The 16,400-nt window shown below is 65.3% G+C and carries 15 protein-coding genes; 13 read left to right on the top strand and 2 right to left on the bottom strand.

What is annotated here, in order from left to right; all coding sequences use genetic code 11:
• From nuoI to U5N23_RS28135, 8 genes are read left to right on the top strand one after another with little or no spacing between them, the layout of a single operon-like run.
• Window positions 1-513 (top strand): NADH-quinone oxidoreductase subunit NuoI, encoded by a 513-nt coding sequence (gene nuoI / locus U5N23_RS28170; protein WP_121453038.1) that lies wholly within the window; start codon window positions 1-3, stop codon window positions 511-513.
• 53 nt (window positions 514-566) lie between these two features.
• Window positions 567-1,235 (top strand): NADH-quinone oxidoreductase subunit J, encoded by a 669-nt coding sequence (locus tag U5N23_RS28165; protein ID WP_322596010.1) that lies wholly within the window; start codon window positions 567-569, stop codon window positions 1,233-1,235.
• A complete protein-coding gene (gene nuoK, locus U5N23_RS28160) occupies window positions 1,232-1,540 on the top strand; it encodes an NADH-quinone oxidoreductase subunit NuoK (protein ID WP_005793248.1) in 309 nt (102 codons plus the stop codon). Before U5N23_RS28165 ends, nuoK begins: the two co-directional genes overlap by 4 nt.
• A gap of 31 nt (window positions 1,541-1,571) precedes the next feature.
• A complete protein-coding gene (nuoL, locus tag U5N23_RS28155) occupies window positions 1,572-3,626 on the top strand; it encodes an NADH-quinone oxidoreductase subunit L (RefSeq protein WP_322596009.1) in 2,055 nt (684 codons plus the stop codon).
• A gap of 13 nt (window positions 3,627-3,639) precedes the next feature.
• Window positions 3,640-5,115: an NADH-quinone oxidoreductase subunit M gene (locus U5N23_RS28150; RefSeq protein WP_322596008.1), complete on the top strand. Its 1,476-nt coding sequence runs from the start codon at window positions 3,640-3,642 to the stop codon at window positions 5,113-5,115.
• 24 nt (window positions 5,116-5,139) lie between these two features.
• A complete protein-coding gene (gene nuoN / locus U5N23_RS28145) occupies window positions 5,140-6,633 on the top strand; it encodes an NADH-quinone oxidoreductase subunit NuoN (RefSeq protein ID WP_322596007.1) in 1,494 nt (497 codons plus the stop codon).
• A gap of 21 nt (window positions 6,634-6,654) precedes the next feature.
• A complete protein-coding gene (locus tag U5N23_RS28140) occupies window positions 6,655-6,960 on the top strand; it encodes a DUF2818 family protein (RefSeq protein ID WP_322596006.1) in 306 nt (101 codons plus the stop codon).
• Between the two features lie 38 nt (window positions 6,961-6,998).
• The gene (locus U5N23_RS28135) at window positions 6,999-7,463 is read left to right on the top strand and encodes a DUF1178 family protein (RefSeq protein WP_322596005.1); all 465 of its coding nucleotides are present in this window, start codon (window positions 6,999-7,001) and stop codon (window positions 7,461-7,463) included.
• Between the two features lie 33 nt (window positions 7,464-7,496).
• On the opposite strand, the gene U5N23_RS28130 is transcribed toward U5N23_RS28135, so the two are convergent.
• A complete protein-coding gene (locus tag U5N23_RS28130) occupies window positions 7,497-9,314 on the bottom strand; it encodes an ABC transporter transmembrane domain-containing protein (RefSeq protein ID WP_322596004.1) in 1,818 nt (605 codons plus the stop codon).
• Window positions 9,315-9,687: 373 nt separating this feature from the next.
• On the opposite strand from U5N23_RS28130, the gene U5N23_RS28125 reads away from it, so the two are divergent.
• The 5 genes from U5N23_RS28125 (at window position 9,688) to U5N23_RS28105 (ending at window position 14,389) form a co-directional block, all read left to right on the top strand.
• A complete protein-coding gene (locus U5N23_RS28125) occupies window positions 9,688-10,458 on the top strand; it encodes an ABC transporter ATP-binding protein (protein ID WP_322596003.1) in 771 nt (256 codons plus the stop codon).
• Window positions 10,458-11,171 carry an ABC transporter ATP-binding protein gene (locus U5N23_RS28120; protein ID WP_322596002.1) on the top strand — a complete coding sequence of 238 codons (714 nt, stop codon included), beginning with the start codon at window positions 10,458-10,460 and terminating at the stop codon, window positions 11,169-11,171. Before U5N23_RS28125 ends, U5N23_RS28120 begins: the two co-directional genes overlap by 1 nt.
• 72 nt (window positions 11,172-11,243) lie before the next feature.
• Window positions 11,244-12,440 (top strand): ABC transporter substrate-binding protein, encoded by a 1,197-nt coding sequence (locus U5N23_RS28115; protein ID WP_057202194.1) that lies wholly within the window; start codon window positions 11,244-11,246, stop codon window positions 12,438-12,440.
• 50 nt (window positions 12,441-12,490) lie between these two features.
• Entirely contained in the window at window positions 12,491-13,375 is an 885-nt protein-coding gene (locus U5N23_RS28110) for a branched-chain amino acid ABC transporter permease (protein ID WP_322596001.1), read from the top strand.
• A gap of 15 nt (window positions 13,376-13,390) precedes the next feature.
• Window positions 13,391-14,389: a branched-chain amino acid ABC transporter permease gene (locus U5N23_RS28105; RefSeq protein WP_322596000.1), complete on the top strand. Its 999-nt coding sequence runs from the start codon at window positions 13,391-13,393 to the stop codon at window positions 14,387-14,389.
• Window positions 14,390-15,272: 883 nt separating this feature from the next.
• Here the strand turns inward: U5N23_RS28105 and U5N23_RS28100 are convergent.
• Entirely contained in the window at window positions 15,273-16,382 is a 1,110-nt protein-coding gene (locus tag U5N23_RS28100; protein WP_416208682.1) for a lipocalin-like domain-containing protein, read from the bottom strand.
• Window positions 16,383-16,400: the final 18 nt, after the last annotated feature.

Genomic DNA, 16,400 nt, shown 5'->3' with positions numbered 1-16,400 from the left:
ATGACTGCTGTTGCTGCTGCTGCACCTTTCTCGTTCAAGGATTTCTTCAAGAGCTTCATGCTCGTGGAGCTGCTCAAGGGCATGGCCCTGACGGGCCGCTACGCGTTTCGCCGCAAGGTGACCGTGCAGTTCCCTGAAGAGAAGACACCTCTGTCGCCGCGCTTTCGCGGCCTGCACGCCCTGCGCCGTTACGACAACGGCGAAGAGCGCTGCATTGCCTGCAAGCTGTGCGAGGCCGTGTGCCCCGCCATGGCGATCACCATCGAATCCGATGTGCGTGACGACGGCTCGCGCCGCACCACGCGCTACGACATCGACCTGACCAAGTGCATCTTCTGCGGCTTCTGCGAAGAAAGCTGCCCGGTCGATTCGATCGTCGAGACGCACATCTTCGAATACCACGGCGAAAAGCGTGGCGACCTGTACTTCACCAAGGACATGCTTTTGGCCGTCGGTGACCGGTACGAGGGTGAGATTGCCGCAGCCAAGGCTGCGGACGCCAAGTACCGCTGAGCGGTCGCGATCCCATCCATCCCGTCGCCAGACTTTCTATAAAGACCTGATTCATGGACGCCAAGACTGGTTTCTTCTACCTCTTCTCGGTCGTGCTGCTGTTTGCAGCCTTCCGGGTGATCACCGCACGCAACCCCGTGCATGCGGTGCTGTACCTCATCCTGGCTTTCTCGCAAGCGGCGGCCGTGTGGCTGCTGCTCAAGGCCGAGTTCCTGGCCATCGCTCTGGTGCTGGTGTACCTGGGCGCGGTGATGGTGCTGTTCCTGTTCGTGGTGATGATGCTGGACATCCACATCGATTCCGTGCGCAAGGGCTTCTGGAAGCACTTCCCGCTCGCCGCCTTCGTGGGCGCGCTGATCGCCCTGGAAATGGCCGCTGTGCTGATGGGGGGCTTTCGCGGCATGGAAGAGCCCAAGGCCGCCGCAGTGGTGCTCGACGCTGCCGGCAAGGTCGTGCAGTACTCCAACACCAAGGAACTGGGCAAGCTGCTGTACACCCAGTACCTGTACCCCGTGGAAATCGCGGCCGTGATCCTGCTGGTGGCCATGATCGCCGCCATCGCCCTGACCCTGCGCCAGCGCAAGGACAGCAAGGCCATCAACCCGTCGCAGCAGATCCGCGTGCGCGCTGCCGACCGCCTGGAAGTGGTGAAGGTCGCCGCCACGCAAAAGCCCGCACCCGAAGTGCCGGCCGAGTCCGCCGCCGAGGAGAAGAAGCCATGACATTGACCCTGGGACATTTTCTTTCGCTGGGCGCGATGCTGTTCGCGCTGGCGGTGATCGGCATCTTCCTGAACCGCAAGAACCTGATCGTGCTGCTCATGGCTATCGAGCTGATGCTGCTGGCGGTCAACATGAACTTCGTGGCGTTCTCGCACTACCTGGGTGACATGCACGGGCAGGTCTTCGTGTTCTTCATCCTGACGGTGGCCGCGGCCGAGTCGGCCATCGGCCTGGCCATTCTGGTGCTGCTGTTCCGCAACAAGTCCAGCATCAACGCGGAAGACCTCAACACCCTCAAGGGTTGATGAGCCACCCGTATTCCCAAGGTTCTCAAGAATGAGTCAAACCCTCTCTGCTTCGACGCTCCTGGCCGTGCCGCTGGCACCGCTGGCGGGCGCACTGCTGGCCGGCATCTTCGGCACGACCTTCGGCGGCAACTGGATCGGCCGCCGGCTGAGCCACACGCTGACCATCCTGGGCGTGCTGGTGGCGTTCATCCTGTCGGCCATGACGCTCAAGAGCGTGGCGGTCGATGGCGCGCGCTTCAACGAGACGCTCTACACCTGGATGGTGGTGGGCGGCCTGAAGATGGAGGTGGGCTTCCTGGTGGACAGCCTCACGGCCATGATGATGGTGGTGGTGACCTTCGTGTCGCTGATGGTGCACATCTACACCATCGGCTACATGGAAGAGGACGAGGGCTACAACCGCTTCTTCTCCTACATCTCGCTGTTCACGTTCTCCATGCTCATGCTGGTCATGAGCAACAACCTGCTGCAGCTGTTCTTCGGCTGGGAAGCCGTGGGCCTGGTGTCCTACCTGCTGATCGGCTTCTGGTTCAACAAGCCCACGGCCATCTTCGCCAACATGAAGGCCTTCCTGGTCAACCGCGTGGGCGACTTCGGCTTCATCCTGGGCATCGGCCTGATCGCCGCCTACACCGGCACGCTCAACTACAGCGAGATCTTCGCCAAGTCGGGTGAGCTCGGCGGCATGGTCTTCCCCGGCACCGAGTGGCTGCTGGTCACCGTGATCTGCATCTGCCTGTTCATCGGCGCCATGGGCAAGTCGGCCCAGTTCCCGCTGCACGTCTGGCTGCCCGACTCGATGGAAGGCCCGACCCCCATCTCGGCACTGATCCACGCGGCCACCATGGTGACCGCCGGCATCTTCATGGTGTCGCGCATGTCGCCGCTGTTCGAGCTGTCGGACACCGCGCTCAACTTCATCCTGGTCATCGGCTCCATCACGGCGCTGTTCATGGGTTTCCTGGGCATCATCCAGAACGACATCAAGCGCGTGGTGGCCTACTCCACGCTGTCGCAGCTCGGTTACATGACGGTGGCCCTGGGTGCATCGGCCTATTCGGTGGCCGTGTTCCACCTGATGACGCACGCCTTCTTCAAGGCACTGCTGTTCCTCGGCGCCGGCTCGGTCATCATGGGCATGCACCACAACCAGGACATCCGATGGATGGGCGGCGTGCGCAAGTACATGCCCATCACCTGGATCACCTCGCTGCTCGGTTCGTTGGCGCTGATCGGCACGCCCCTGTTCGCGGGCTTTTACTCCAAGGACAGCATCATCGAGGCGGTGCATTTCAGCCAGCTGCCGGCCGCGCAATTTGCCCACTTCGCCGTGTTGGCCGGTGTGTTCGTCACCGCGTTCTACTCGTTCCGCATGTACTTCCTGGTCTTCCATGGCAAGGAACGCTACGACCAGAACCCCGACGCACACCACGGTGCGCACCACGACGACCATGGCCACGGCCATGACGACCACCACCATGATCCGCACGAGTCCCCCTGGGTGGTGACGGTGCCGCTGGTGCTGCTGGCGATTCCTTCGGTGGTGGTGGGCTTCCTGTTCATCCAGCCCATGCTGTTCGGCGACTTCTTCAAGGACGTGATCTTTGTCGATGCGGTTAAGCACCCCGCCATGGCCAAGCTGGCCGAGATCTTCCACGGCCCCGTGGCCATGGCCGTGCACGGCCTGCAGACGGCGCCGTTCTGGCTGGCCGTGGCCGGCGTGGCCCTGTCGTACTACATGTACATGGTGAACCCGGCCCTGCCGGCGGCCATCAAGCGCATGTGCATGCCGATCTACACGCTGTTCGAGAACAAGTACTACCTCGACTGGATCAACGAGAACATCCTGGCGCGCGGTGCGCGGGCCCTGGGTACCGGCCTGTGGAAGGGCGGCGACCAGGCCATCATCGACGGTGCGCTGGTCAATGGCTCCTGGAAGCTGGTGCGCGGCGTCTCCGGCGTGGTGCGCTGGGTGCAGACGGGCTTCATCTTCCACTATGCCCTGGTGATGATCCTGGGCGTGTTTGCCCTGATGACGTGGTTCGTCTGGGGCGATTTCTTCATGCAGCTCATCAAGAAATAAGGAAAAGAACAAAATGGGTCTGTTGAGTCTTGCAATCTGGGTGCCGATTGCCTTCGGCGCGCTGCTGCTCGCGGTTGGCCGCGATGAGCATGCCCCCGCCGTGCGCTGGTTGGCCCTGCTCGGGTCGGTGATCGGTTTCCTGGTCACCATTCCTCTGTACCAGGGCTTCGAGCTCGGTACGGCGGCCATGCAGTTCGTCGAAAAAGCCGAGTGGATCGAGCGCTTCAACGTGCACTACCACCTGGGCGTGGACGGCATCTCCTTCTGGTTCGTGCCGCTCACGGCCTTCATCACGGTGATCGTGGTGATCGCCTCGTGGGAGGCCATCACCGAGCGCGTGAACCAGTACATGGGCGCGTTCCTGATCCTTTCGGGCCTGATGATCGGCGTGTTCAGCGCGCTGGACGGCATCCTGTTCTACGTGTTCTTCGAAGCCACGCTGATCCCGATGTACCTGATCATCGGTATCTGGGGCGGCCCCAACAAGATCTACGCGGCGTTCAAGTTCTTCCTGTACACGCTGCTCGGCTCGCTGTTGATGCTGATCGCGCTGATCTTCCTGTACAACCAGTCCGGCGGCAGCTTCGACATCGCCACCTGGCACCAGCTGCCCCTGAGCTCCACAGCCCAGACGATGCTGTTCTTCGCCTTCTTCGCCGCGTTCGCGGTGAAGGTGCCGATGTTCCCGTTCCACACCTGGCTGCCCGACGTGCACGTGGAAGCGCCTACCGGTGGCTCCGCCGTGCTGGCGGCCATCATGCTCAAGCTGGGTGCCTACGGTTTCCTGCGCTTCTCGATGCCCATCGCCCCCGATGCTGCACGCGAGTGGGCCTGGTTGATGATCACGCTGTCGCTGATCGCCGTGATCTACGTCGGCCTGGTGGCCATGGTCCAGAAGGACATGAAGAAACTGGTGGCCTACTCGTCCGTGGCGCACATGGGCTTCGTGACCCTGGGCTTCTTCATCTTCAATGACCTGGGTGTCTCCGGCGGCCTGGTGCAGATGATCGCCCACGGCTTCGTCTCGGGCGCGATGTTCCTGTCCATCGGCGTGCTGTACGACCGCGTGCACTCCCGCGAGATCGCGGCCTATGGTGGCGTGGTGAACACCATGCCCAACTTCACGGCCTTCGCGCTGCTGTTCGCCATGGCCAACTGCGGCCTGCCGGGCACTGCCGGTTTCGTGGGCGAGTGGATGGTGATCCTGGGTGCCGTCAAGGCCAACTTCTGGATCGGCCTGGCTTCGGCCACGGCGCTGATCTTCGGCGCCGCCTACACCCTGTGGATGTTCAAGCGCGTGTACCTGGGCCCGGTGGCCAACGACCACGTCAAGGAACTCACCGACATCAACAGCCGCGAATTCCTCGTGATGGCGCTGCTGGCGATTGCCGTGCTGGGCATGGGCCTGTACCCACGCCCCTTCACGGACGTGATGGACACTTCGGTCGCGGAACTGCTCAAGCATGTCGCACTGTCGAAGCTGAACTGACCAGACTGAACTGAGAGATTCGAGATGATTGACAACATCAGCTGGCTTGCGATTTACCCCGAGATCGTCCTTTTGGTCATGGGCTGCGTGATCGCGCTCGTTGACCTGGGCGTGAAAAGCCCCCGCCGCACGGCGACCTACGTGCTGACCCTGCTCACGCTGGCCCTCGTGGCCGGCCTGCAGGCCATGTATGCCAGCACCGGCAGCACCTTCTACGGCTTTGGCAACATGGTGGTCAGCGACTCCATGGGCAACTGGCTCAAGTGCTTCGCCACCATCGCCGTGATGGTCACCCTGGTCTATGGCCGCCCCTACGCGGCAGACCGCGACATGATGCGCGGCGGCGAGCTGTTCACGCTGTCGGTGTTCGCGCTCCTGGGCATGTTCATCATGATTTCGGGCAACAACTTCCTGATGATCTACCTGGGCCTGGAGCTCCTGACCCTGTCGAGCTATGCCCTGGTGGCCCTGCGCCGCGACAACGCCACCGCGACCGAAGCCGCGATGAAGTACTTCGTGCTCGGCGCCATGGCCAGCGGCTTCCTGCTGTACGGCCTGTCCATGGTCTACGGCGCCACCGGTTCGCTCGACATCGGCCAGGTGTTCAAGGCCGTCAACTCCGGCCAGATCCGCCACCAGGTGCTGGTCTTCGGCCTGGTGTTCGTGGTCGCCGGCCTGGCCTTCAAGCTCGGCGTCGTGCCCTTCCACATGTGGATCCCCGACGTCTACCAGGGTGCGCCCACGGCCGTCACGCTGATGATTGGCGGCGCCCCCAAGCTGGCGGCCTTCGCCATCACCATCCGCCTGCTGGTGGACGGACTGCTGCCCCTGGCCATCGATTGGCAGCAGATGCTCGGGGTGCTGGCCATCGGCTCGCTGCTGGTGGGTAACCTCGCCGCCATCGCGCAGACCAACCTCAAGCGCATGCTGGCCTACTCGACGATCTCGCAGATGGGCTTCGTGCTGCTGGGCCTGATGTCGGGCGTGGTCAATGGCAACGTCGAAGCCGCCGCGGTCGAGAACGCCTACAGCGCCTCCATGTTCTATGTGGTGAGCTACGTGCTGACCACGCTGGCCGCCTTCGGCGTGATCCTGCTGCTGGCCCGCGAAGGTTTCGAGAGCGAAGAGATCGCCGACTTTGCCGGCCTGAACCAGCGCAGCCCGCTGTACGCCGCCGTGATGGCCGTGTGCCTGTTCTCCATGGCCGGCATCCCGCCCATGGTCGGCTTCTACGCCAAGCTGTCGGTGCTGCAGGCGCTCGTCGCCTCGGGCCAGGCGGCCTACATCGCCATGGCGGTGTTCGCGGTCATCATGTCGCTGATCGGCGCGTTCTACTACCTGCGCGTCGTCAAGGTCATGTACTTCGACGCCCCGCTGACGGCCACCAGCGTCTCCGCCCCCGTGGACGTGCGCGTGGTGCTCACCATCAACGGTGCCCTGGTGCTGGTGCTCGGTCTGCTGCCCGGTGGCCTGATGGCGCTGTGCGCCGAGGCCGTCGTGCGCGCCCTGGCCACCTGACCGACCGGCCGGAGCGAGCCCGTGTCCCTGACCGGTTCCGTCTGGCTGGTGATCGTGGCGGCGCTGATCGCCGCCAACCTGCCCTTTGCCAACGAGCGCTGGCTGGTGGTGGGGCCGGTGGCGCAACCGAAGAAGGGCCTGCCGGTCCGCATCGCAGAACTGGTGCTGGCGTATTTCCTGGTGGGAGGCCTGGCGCTGCTGCTGGAGCGCCGCGCCGGGCAGATCGCGCCCCAGGGCTGGGAGTTCTACGCCATCACCGGTACGCTGTTCCTCACGCTGGCCTTCCCCGGCTTCGTGTACCGCTACCTGCTGCGCCGCCACGGCTGAACAGCTTCGGCGTCCCTTTCCCCTCTGCTGCGCATCCCATGAAAGTGCTCGACCTGCACTGCCACGAAGGCCATGTCTTTGAAGGCTGGTTCGCATCGGAGGACGATTTCCAGAGCCAGAACCAGCGCGGCCTGGTGCAGTGCCCCTGGTGTGGGGATTCGAGCATTTCCAAGCGCCTGAGTGCGCCGCGCCTGAACCTGGGCGCCAAGCCGCCGGCTCCCGCACCTGCCAAACCTGCTGCCACCGCCGGCAGCCAGGAAGCCGTGGCCTTGCCCCCGGCCCTGCAGGCAGCCTGGCTGGAACTGGCGCGCAAGATCGCCGCCAACACCGAGGATGTGGGCAAGCGCTTTGCCGACGAGGCCCGGCGCATGCACCACGGCGAGACCGAGGAGCGCGCCATCCGCGGCCAGGCCACGCCCGACGAGGCCGCGCAACTGCTCGACGAAGGCATTGCCGTGCTGCCGCTTCCCCTGCCCGCGGCCACCAAGGAAACCTTGCACTGAATTCCGGCAGGGCAGATCTGCCCTGCCTTGCATTCAGGCCGTGAACTGCAGTGCTGCCAGCCGCGCGTAGATGCCCTCGGCCGCCAGCAGGTCGGCATGCGTGCCTTGCTCCACGATCCGGCCATGCTCTAGCACCACGATGCGGTCGGCGTTCTGCACGGTGGCCAGGCGGTGGGCGATCACGAGCGTGGTGCGCTGGCCGGTGTGGCGCTGCATGGCCGTGTCCAGGGCGGCCTGCACCATGCGCTCGCTCTCTGCGTCCAGGGCGCTGGTGGCCTCGTCGAGCAGCAGCAGCGGCGGGTTCTTGAGCATGGCGCGGGCAATCGCGATGCGCTGGCGCTGGCCGCCCGACAGGCGCACGCCGCGCTCGCCCAGAAAGGTGCCATAGCCCTCGGGCAGGGCCATCAGGAAGTCGTGTGCAAAGGCCGAGCGCGCTGCGGCCATCGCTTCTTCGTCCGTCGCCCCGGGGCGCCCGTAGCGGATGTTCTCCATCGCCGATGACGAGAAGATCACCGCATCCTGCGGCACCACGCCCACATGTGAGCGCAGCTCGGTCAGTGCCATGGACCGGATGTCCGTGCCGTTCAGCCGGATGGCGCCGCGTGGCTGTTGGCCATCCACCGCATCCACGTCATAAAAGCGCTGCAGCAGTTGGAACACCGTGGTCTTGCCCGCCCCGCTGGCGCCCACCAGGGCCACGGTCTCGCCCGCAGCCAGCTGCAGGTTGAAGCCCTGCAGAGCCGATTGGTCCGGGCGCGAGGGGTAGTGGAAGTCCACCTGGTCGAAGTCCACCGCCAGGCCCCTGCCGGTACCGGGCAGGGCCACGGGCGCGGCAGGCTCGGCCACGGGCGAGCGGCTGCCGAGCAGCTCCATCAACCGCTCGGTGGCGCCCGCCGCGCGCAGTAGATCGCCATAGACCTCGCCCAGCACCGCCACGGAGCCCGCCAGCAGCACCACATAAACAATGGTCTGCCCCAGGTGCCCGGCGGTCATCTTGCCGGCCAGCACGGCCTGCGTGCCCTGGTACAGGCCCCACAGCAGCAGGGCGGCGTTGGCGATGATGATGAAGGCCACCAGCACCGCCCGCGCCAGGGTGCGGCGCACGGCCACCTGGAAGGCGTTTTCGTTGGCCTGCGTGAAGCGCTGGGCCTCGCGCGGCTCGGCCGTGTAGCTCTGCACCACGGGGATGGCGTTGAGCACCTCGGCCGCGATGGCGCTCGAATCGGCCACGCGGTCCTGGCTGTCGCGCGAGAGGCGCCGCACGCGCCGCCCGATCCACATGGTGGGCACGACCACCAGCACGATGGCCAGCAGCACCCACGACATCACGTAGGGGTTGGTCCACACCAGCATGGCCAGCGCGCCGATGCCCATCACCGCGTTGCGCAGCCCCATGGACAGGGAGGAGCCCACCACCGTCTGCACCAGCGTCGTGTCCGCCGTCAGGCGCGAGAGCACCTCGCCGGTCTGCGTGGTCTCGAAGAACTGCGGGCTTTGCTGCAGCACATGGCTGTACACCGCATTGCGCAGGTCGGCCGTCACGCGCTCGCCCAGCCAGCTCACCATGTAAAAGCGCCCGGCCGAGAACACCCCGAGCGCAATCGCCACGGCGAACAGCGCCTCGAAATGCTCGCGCAGCGCCATGGCCTGCTCGCCCCTGTCGGCGTTGACCAGACCGCCATCGACCAGCGTGCGCAGCGCGATCGGAAACGCCAGCGTGGCCAGCGCCGCCAGCACCAGAAAGACGCCCGAGAGAGCAATGCGCCCGCTGTAGGGCCGCAGGAACGGCAGCAGGCCGCTCAGGGAGCGCGGCGCACCGCGCGCGGGGGAGGATGTCGAGGGAGAGGCCATGCGCGCAGTGTAGGGGGCCGGGTGCTTGCGCGTGCGAGGGACGCTGACAACCGCACAGGCCGGTGCAGGTCCCCGCCCAACCCACGCATGTCCTACCAGTCAGTAAAAAGTCAGCCGCCCGAACGCGTGCGTCCGGCGCTGCCCGCATCGGGCTGTCGCGGTCTGTTCCAGAGGAGGCATTCGGGTATACGCGCATGCCCCGGGCGGGGTGCATACCGCCCCGCACTGTCACCTAGGCGTTTATACATAGGCATTAGTCCCAGTATCTGCGGATGGGCTCACCCGCATACGATGCGTTGCAACAAATAAGTATGCATGGAGACCTTGTTGCAAGGCCCTTGCATCCCGCACACCACGGAGCAGCCAAGGCGCAATGAGCGACGTCATCCTCGAAACCACCAGCCTGACCAAAGAGTTCAAGGGCTTCACCGCCGTCAGCGACGTGAACCTGGCCGTGCGCCGGGGTTCCATCCATGCGCTGATCGGGCCCAATGGCGCAGGCAAGACCACCTGCTTCAACCTGCTGACCAAGTTCCTCACGCCCACGTCGGGCGTCATCCGGTTCAACGGCCATGACATCACGCGCGAGCAGCCCGCACAGATCGCGCGCCGCGGTGTCATCCGCTCGTTCCAGATCTCGGCCGTGTTCCCGCACCTCACGCTGATGGAGAACGTGCGCCTGGGCCTGCAGCGCAAGCTCGGCACCTCGTTCCACTTCTGGCGCAGCGAACGCAGCCTGCACCAGCTCGACGACCGCGCCATGCAGCTGTTGACCGAGGTGGGCCTGGCCGACATCGCCGACGAAGTCACCGTGAACCTGCCCTATGGCCGAAAGCGCGCGCTGGAGATCGCCACCACGCTGGCCATGGAGCCCGAACTGATGCTGCTCGACGAACCCACCCAGGGCATGGGCCACGAGGACGTGGACCGCGTCACCCAGCTCATCAAGAAGGTCTCGGCCGGCCGCACCATCCTCATGGTGGAGCACAACATGAAGGTGGTCTCCACCATTGCCGACCGCATCACGGTGCTGCAGCGCGGCGCCGTGCTGGCCGAAGGGCCGTATGCCGAGGTATCGAACAATCCGCTGGTGATGGAAGCCTACATGGGAACCACCGACGGCCAACTGCAGGGAGCCCACTGATGGCCGGTACCCCCGCACTCGAAATCAAGGGCCTCGAAGCCTGGTACGGCGAGTCGCATGTGCTGCATGGCGTGGACATCGTCGTGCAGCCCGGCGAAGTGGTCACCCTGCTGGGCCGCAACGGTGCGGGCCGCACCACCACCATGCGCGCCATCATGGGCCTCACGGGCGCTCGCAAGGGCTCGGTCAAGATCCATGGCGTCGAAACCGTGAACATGGCCACGCACCGCATCGCCCACCTGGGCGTGGGCTACTGCCCGGAGGAACGCGGCATCTTCTCCAGCCTCTCGTGCGAAGAAAACCTGCTGCTGCCCCCAGCCCTGAAAACCGGCACGCCCGGCATGTCGGTGCAGGAGATCTACGCCATGTTCCCCAACCTGGCCGAGCGCAAGAACAGCCAGGGCACGCGCCTGTCCGGCGGCGAGCAGCAGATGCTGGCCGTGGCCCGCATCCTGCGCACCGGCGCCAAGCTGCTGCTGCTCGACGAGATCTCCGAAGGCCTGGCGCCCGTGATCGTGCAGGCCCTGGCGCGCATGATCACCATGCTGCGCGAGAAGGGCTACACGGTGGTCATGGTGGAGCAGAACTTCCGCTTTGCCGCACCCCTGGCCGACCGTTTCTACGTCATGGAGCATGGCCGCATCGTCGAGAAGTTCGGTGCCGCCGAACTCGAAGCCAAGATGCCGGTGCTCACCGAGCTGCTGGGCGTCTGAGCCGACCACAGCGCCCTTTCGAAGACCCCTCCCTCGATTCTTCACCACCACCACACCTACAGGAGACAAACCATGAAGAACCAACTCAAAGTGCTGGCCTTGATGCTCGGCGCAGCAGGTCTTGCAACGTCGGCCGCGCACGCGCAGGACAAGGTCAAGATCGGTTTCATCACCGACATGTCCAGCCTGTACGCCGATGTGGAAGGCAAGAACGGCGCGCTGGCCATCCAGATGGCCATCGACGACTTCGGCGGCAAGGTGCTGGGCATGCCCATCGAGCTGATGAGCGCCGACCACCAGAACAAGGCCGACATCGCCGCCTCCAAGGCGCGCGAGTGGATCGACACCCAGGGCCTGACGATGATCTTCGGCGGCACCAACTCCGGCACGGCCCTGGCGACGGCCAAGGTGGCGTCGGAGAAGAAGCGCGTGTACATCAACAACGGCGCGGCCAGCTCGGCCCTGACCAACGAGCAGTGCTCGCCCTACACCGTGCACTATGCCTACGACACCGTGGCGCTGGCCAAGGGCACGGGCTCGGCCATCGTCGACACCGGCGGCAAGAGCTGGTACTTCCTGACCGCCGACTACGCTTTCGGCCACGCTCTCGAAGCCGACACCACCACCGTGGTCAAGGCCAAGGGCGGCAACGTGGTGGGCGCCGTGCGCCACCCGCTCAATGCCTCGGACTTCTCGTCCTTCCTGCTGCAGGCGCAGAACTCCAAGGCCCAGATCCTGGGCTTGGCCAATGCCGGCGGCGACACCATCAACGCCATCAAGGCCGCCAAGGAGTTCGGCATCGGCAAGACCATGAAGCTCGCCGGCCTGCTGATCTTCATCAGCGACGTGCACAGCCTGGGCCTGCGCAACACCGAAGGCCTGCAGTTCACCACCAGCTGGTACTGGGACCTGAACGACGAGACGCGCAAGTTCTCGGCCCGCTTCTTCGAGAAGACCAAGCGCATGCCGACCGAAATCCAGGCCGCCGACTACTCGGCCACGATGAACTACCTCAAGGCCGTGGAAGCCGCCAAGAGCATCGATGCCGACAAGGTCATGACCACCTGGCGCGGCATGAAGATGAACGACTTCTTCGGTTCGGGCCAGCTGCGCGCCGATGGCCGCTACGTGCACGACATGTACCTGATGGAAGTCAAGAAGCCTTCGGAATCCACCAAGCCATGGGACTACTACAAGCTCGTCAAGAAGCTGCCCGGCGACACGGTGTTCACCACCAAGGCCGAGAGCAAGTGCCCGCTCTGGAAATAAGCCCGCGCCCACCGACCTGAACCACTTCGCACCTCCTGCCGCCTTCGCCCATGGAAATCTTTGGTGTCTCATTGCCAGGCCTGTTGAGCCAGCTCCTTCTGGGGCTGGTCAACGGATCCTTTTATGCAATCCTCAGCCTGGGGCTGGCCGTGATCTTCGGCCTGCTCAACGTCATCAACTTTGCGCATGGTGCGCTGTTCATGACGGGGGCACTGATCACCTGGATGGCCATGAACTACCTGGGCATCAACTACTGGTGGATGCTGGTGCTGGCGCCGCTGGTTGTGGGGGTGTTCGGGGTGGTGATCGAGCGCTTGTTGCTGCGCTGGATCTACAAGCTCGACCACCTGTACGGGCTGCTGCTCACGCTCGGCCTCACGCTGCTGATCGAAGGGGTGTTCCGCTCCATCTACGGCGTGTCGGGCCTGGGCTACGACACGCCCGAGCTGCTCGAAGGCGCGACCAACCTCGGCTTCATGATCATGCCCAACTACCGGGCCTGGGTGGTGGTGGCCTCGGTGGTCGTGTGCCTGGCCACCTGGTACGTGATCGAGAAGACCAAGCTCGGCGCCTACCTGCGCGCCGGCACCGAAAACCCGCGCCTGGTGGAGGCCTTCGGCATCAACGTGCCGGTGATGGTGACCCTGACCTACGCCTTCGGCGCAGCCCTGGCCGCATTTGCCGGCGTGCTCGCCGCGCCGGTCTACCAGGTCACGCCGCTGATGGGGCAGAACCTGATCATCGTGGTCTTCGCCGTGGTGGTGATCGGGGGCATGGGCTCCATCATGGGCTCCATCCTCACCGGGCTGGGCCTGGGCGTCATCGAAGGCTTCACCAAGGTGTTCTACCCCGAGGCTTCTTCCACCGTGGTGTTCGTCATCATGGTCATCGTTCTCCTCATCCGCCCCGCCGGCCTGTTCGGCAAAGAAAAGTAAGCAGGGGCCGCTCGCATGAATCTCAAGAACCTTGCCCCCATCGGCTACGGCCTGCTGCTGCTCGCCTTGATCGCCGCGCCTTTCCTGGGGGCCTACCCCGTCTTCGTGATGAAGCTCATGTGCTTCGCACTGTTCGCTTCGGCCTTCAACCTGCTGCTCGGCTTCACCGGCCTGCTGTCCTTCGGCCACGCCGCTTTCCTGGGCGGCGCCGCCTACGTGGCCGGCCATGCGATCAAGGTCTGGGGCCTGACGCCCGAGATCGGCCTGCTGCTGGGCACGGCCGGCGGCGCGCTGCTGGGCCTGCTGTTCGGCTGGCTGGCCATCCGCCGCCAGGGCATCTATTTCTCGATGATCACCCTGGCCCTGGCGCAGATGCTGTTCTTCGCCTGCCTGCAGGCCCCGTTCACCGGTGGCGAGGACGGCCTGCAGGGCGTGCCGCGCGGCAAGCTGTTCGGCATCATCAGCCTGCAGAGCGACCTGGTCATGTACTACGTGGCCCTGGTCATCGTGGTGCTGGCCTTCCTGGTCATCGTGCGCACCATCCACTCGCCCTTCGGGCAGGTGCTCAAGGGCATCAAGGAGAACGAGCCGCGCGCCATCTCCCTGGGCTACGACACGCACCGCTTCAAGCTGCTGGCCTTCGTGCTCTCGGCTGCCCTGGCCGGGCTGGCGGGGTCGCTCAAGACGCTGGTGCTGGGTTTTGCCACCTTGTCCGATGTGCACTGGACGGCGTCGGGGCAGGTGATTTTGATGACCCTCGTGGGTGGGCTCGGGACGCTGTCCGGACCGCTGATCGGGTCGGCTGTGGTGGTGATGCTGGAGAACAAGATCGGCGAGTTCGGCAACCTGCTGGCTGCGCTCACCAGCGTCGAATGGTTCAAGACGCTGGGTGAGTCGGTCACCATGGTCACTGGCTTGATCTTCGTGATCTGTGTGCTGGCGTTCCGGCGCGGGATCATGGGGGAGATCATTGCCTGGCTGGCTGCTCGGCGGTCTGCTGGTTCAAGGCACTGAGGTTCTTATTGGCCTCAGGCTTATGTGGAAGGCGGAGGCCGGGTCTCGGCCCGGCGGCCGAGGGCCATTCGACGGGCTGGGGCTTTGGTGATGGCGTGCCAGTGCGTGGTGCGGGAGCCGGGATGTGCGCCCGGCGGCGCACCTACCTTCTTTTGCGTCGCCAGAAGAAGGTAGGCCAAGAAAAGGCGACCCCGCTGCCCGTGTCCCCACTCGCCCGTTGGGCGAGTGGGGCAACCTGCGATGCTCGGACCTGGGGTGACGCCGAAGAACTCCCTGCGCTGCCTCTGCGAGGCAGCTCCGGTCAAACAGCTTCGGCGAGCCAGACAACGATGCGCGTGTCCTTCGGCACGCGCTCACCCCAGGCCCTGCGCTTCTCGGCACGGTCAGAAGGGGGTGGAAGCGGGCTCCACACGGGCCATTGCTTCGCTCGGCCTGTGGTCCTTCGCTGCGCTCGGCTCGCCTGAGCGACCGCGCCAGCTGCGTCGGCAGCGCGCCTCGCGCGCGTCACCGACACCCGGCGCAGCTGCGAAGCAGCAGCCGTTTTTGACTCCGCTCCCCACCCCTGCTGGCTGCGCCGAGAAGCGCAGGAGCTGAGGTGGGCGTGTGTGCCGAAGGACACACACGCTTCGTGATCTGACTTGCCGCAGCTGTTTGAGCGGAGTTCGAAGAACGTAGCGAGTTCTGCGGCACCACCCCAGGTCCGAGCATCGCAGGTTGCCCCCGTTCGCCCGACAGGGCGAACGGGGGACGCAGACTGGGGGTCGCCTTTTCTTGGCCCACCTTCTTTTGGCGACGCAAAAGAAGGTGGGTGCGCCGCCGGGCGCACATCCCGGCTCCCGCCCTCAGCACAGGCATGCTGCAACCATCGACCACCGACCACCGACTACAACTTCAAAGCCCTCGCATACCCCGTCATCTCCAGATACCCCTTCCCCACCACCGCCCCCTCCCGCACCAACTCCGACAACCCTTCCCAGTAGATAGCCCCCGTAGACCCACTGCTATCGAGCTCCTGGTTGTCCAGCAGACTCCGCACCTCAAATACACCCACAGGCGTCTGCACCCGCCACTGCACCGGATACCGCGCCCCGCTCACAGCGCTCGTCCACCACCGCTCGGGCGTGAACACCACCTCGGCCGCATCGAACACCCGGGCCACCTGCCCCGGGGCGCGAAACGACCCACCAGCCCACAGCGCAGACCCATCCCCACGCCGCAGCCGGAACGCCGTGAGCGCACTGCCATCGAGCAGGTTCATCCCTATCCAGTCCCACCCCTGCGCCTCGGGGTGCATCAGCGCCTCGCTCCACTCGTGGTCCATCCAGGCGCGGCCACTGCCTGGGTCGATGGCCATGCGCTTGCCATCGAGCACGATGGCGCCGCCCACCGCCAGCTGCGGCTGGCTGTAGTAATAGCTGGCCTGGGCGCTCTCGGGCCCCTTGCGCGACAGGCCTTCGCGGCCCTGCAGCAGCACGGGCTGGGTGGCGTCGCACTGCAGCTGCAGGCCGAAGTGCTCGCCCTCTATGCGCGCGGCATAGCGGCCGCCTTGGCCCCCCGGCAGGTCGCTGCGCACCAGGCTCCAATCCTGCAATCGGATGGCTGTGTCGGATTCGCTCGCTTGGGCCACGCCGAAGCCAGCCCGGGCAATGCGCTGGTCGTGGTGCAGGCGCTGGCCCTTCAGATCGGTGAGGGCCGCATGCGCGAACAACAGGTGCTTTGCGGCAAAGGCCGACCGGAGGCCCTGCGCAACGTCCACGCGCGAGCGAAAGAACGTGACCTGAAAGCCCCAGTCGCGGCCGCCCGCCCGCGCATGGCCGGTGATGTACCACCATTCGGTGCGCTGCTCGGGGTGGCTGCCATGGTCGCGGGGAAAGGCCAGCGTGCGAGGCGGCAGGGCGTGGGCCCTGCTACTCCAGACTGCAGCACCCATGGCGCCCGCCATGCCCAGCGCGAGCGCCTTGCGTCGCGATGGGGCGGGTGGCACAGGAAACATCGTCTGGGGCATGCGGTC

Origin of the sequence: Acidovorax sp., from assembly GCF_034519795.1 — a bacterium.
GTDB lineage: Bacteria > Pseudomonadota > Gammaproteobacteria > Burkholderiales > Burkholderiaceae_C > Acidovorax.
The sequence above is the reverse complement of the archived record's forward strand: the minus strand, read 5'-3'. Positions and strand labels throughout refer to the sequence as shown.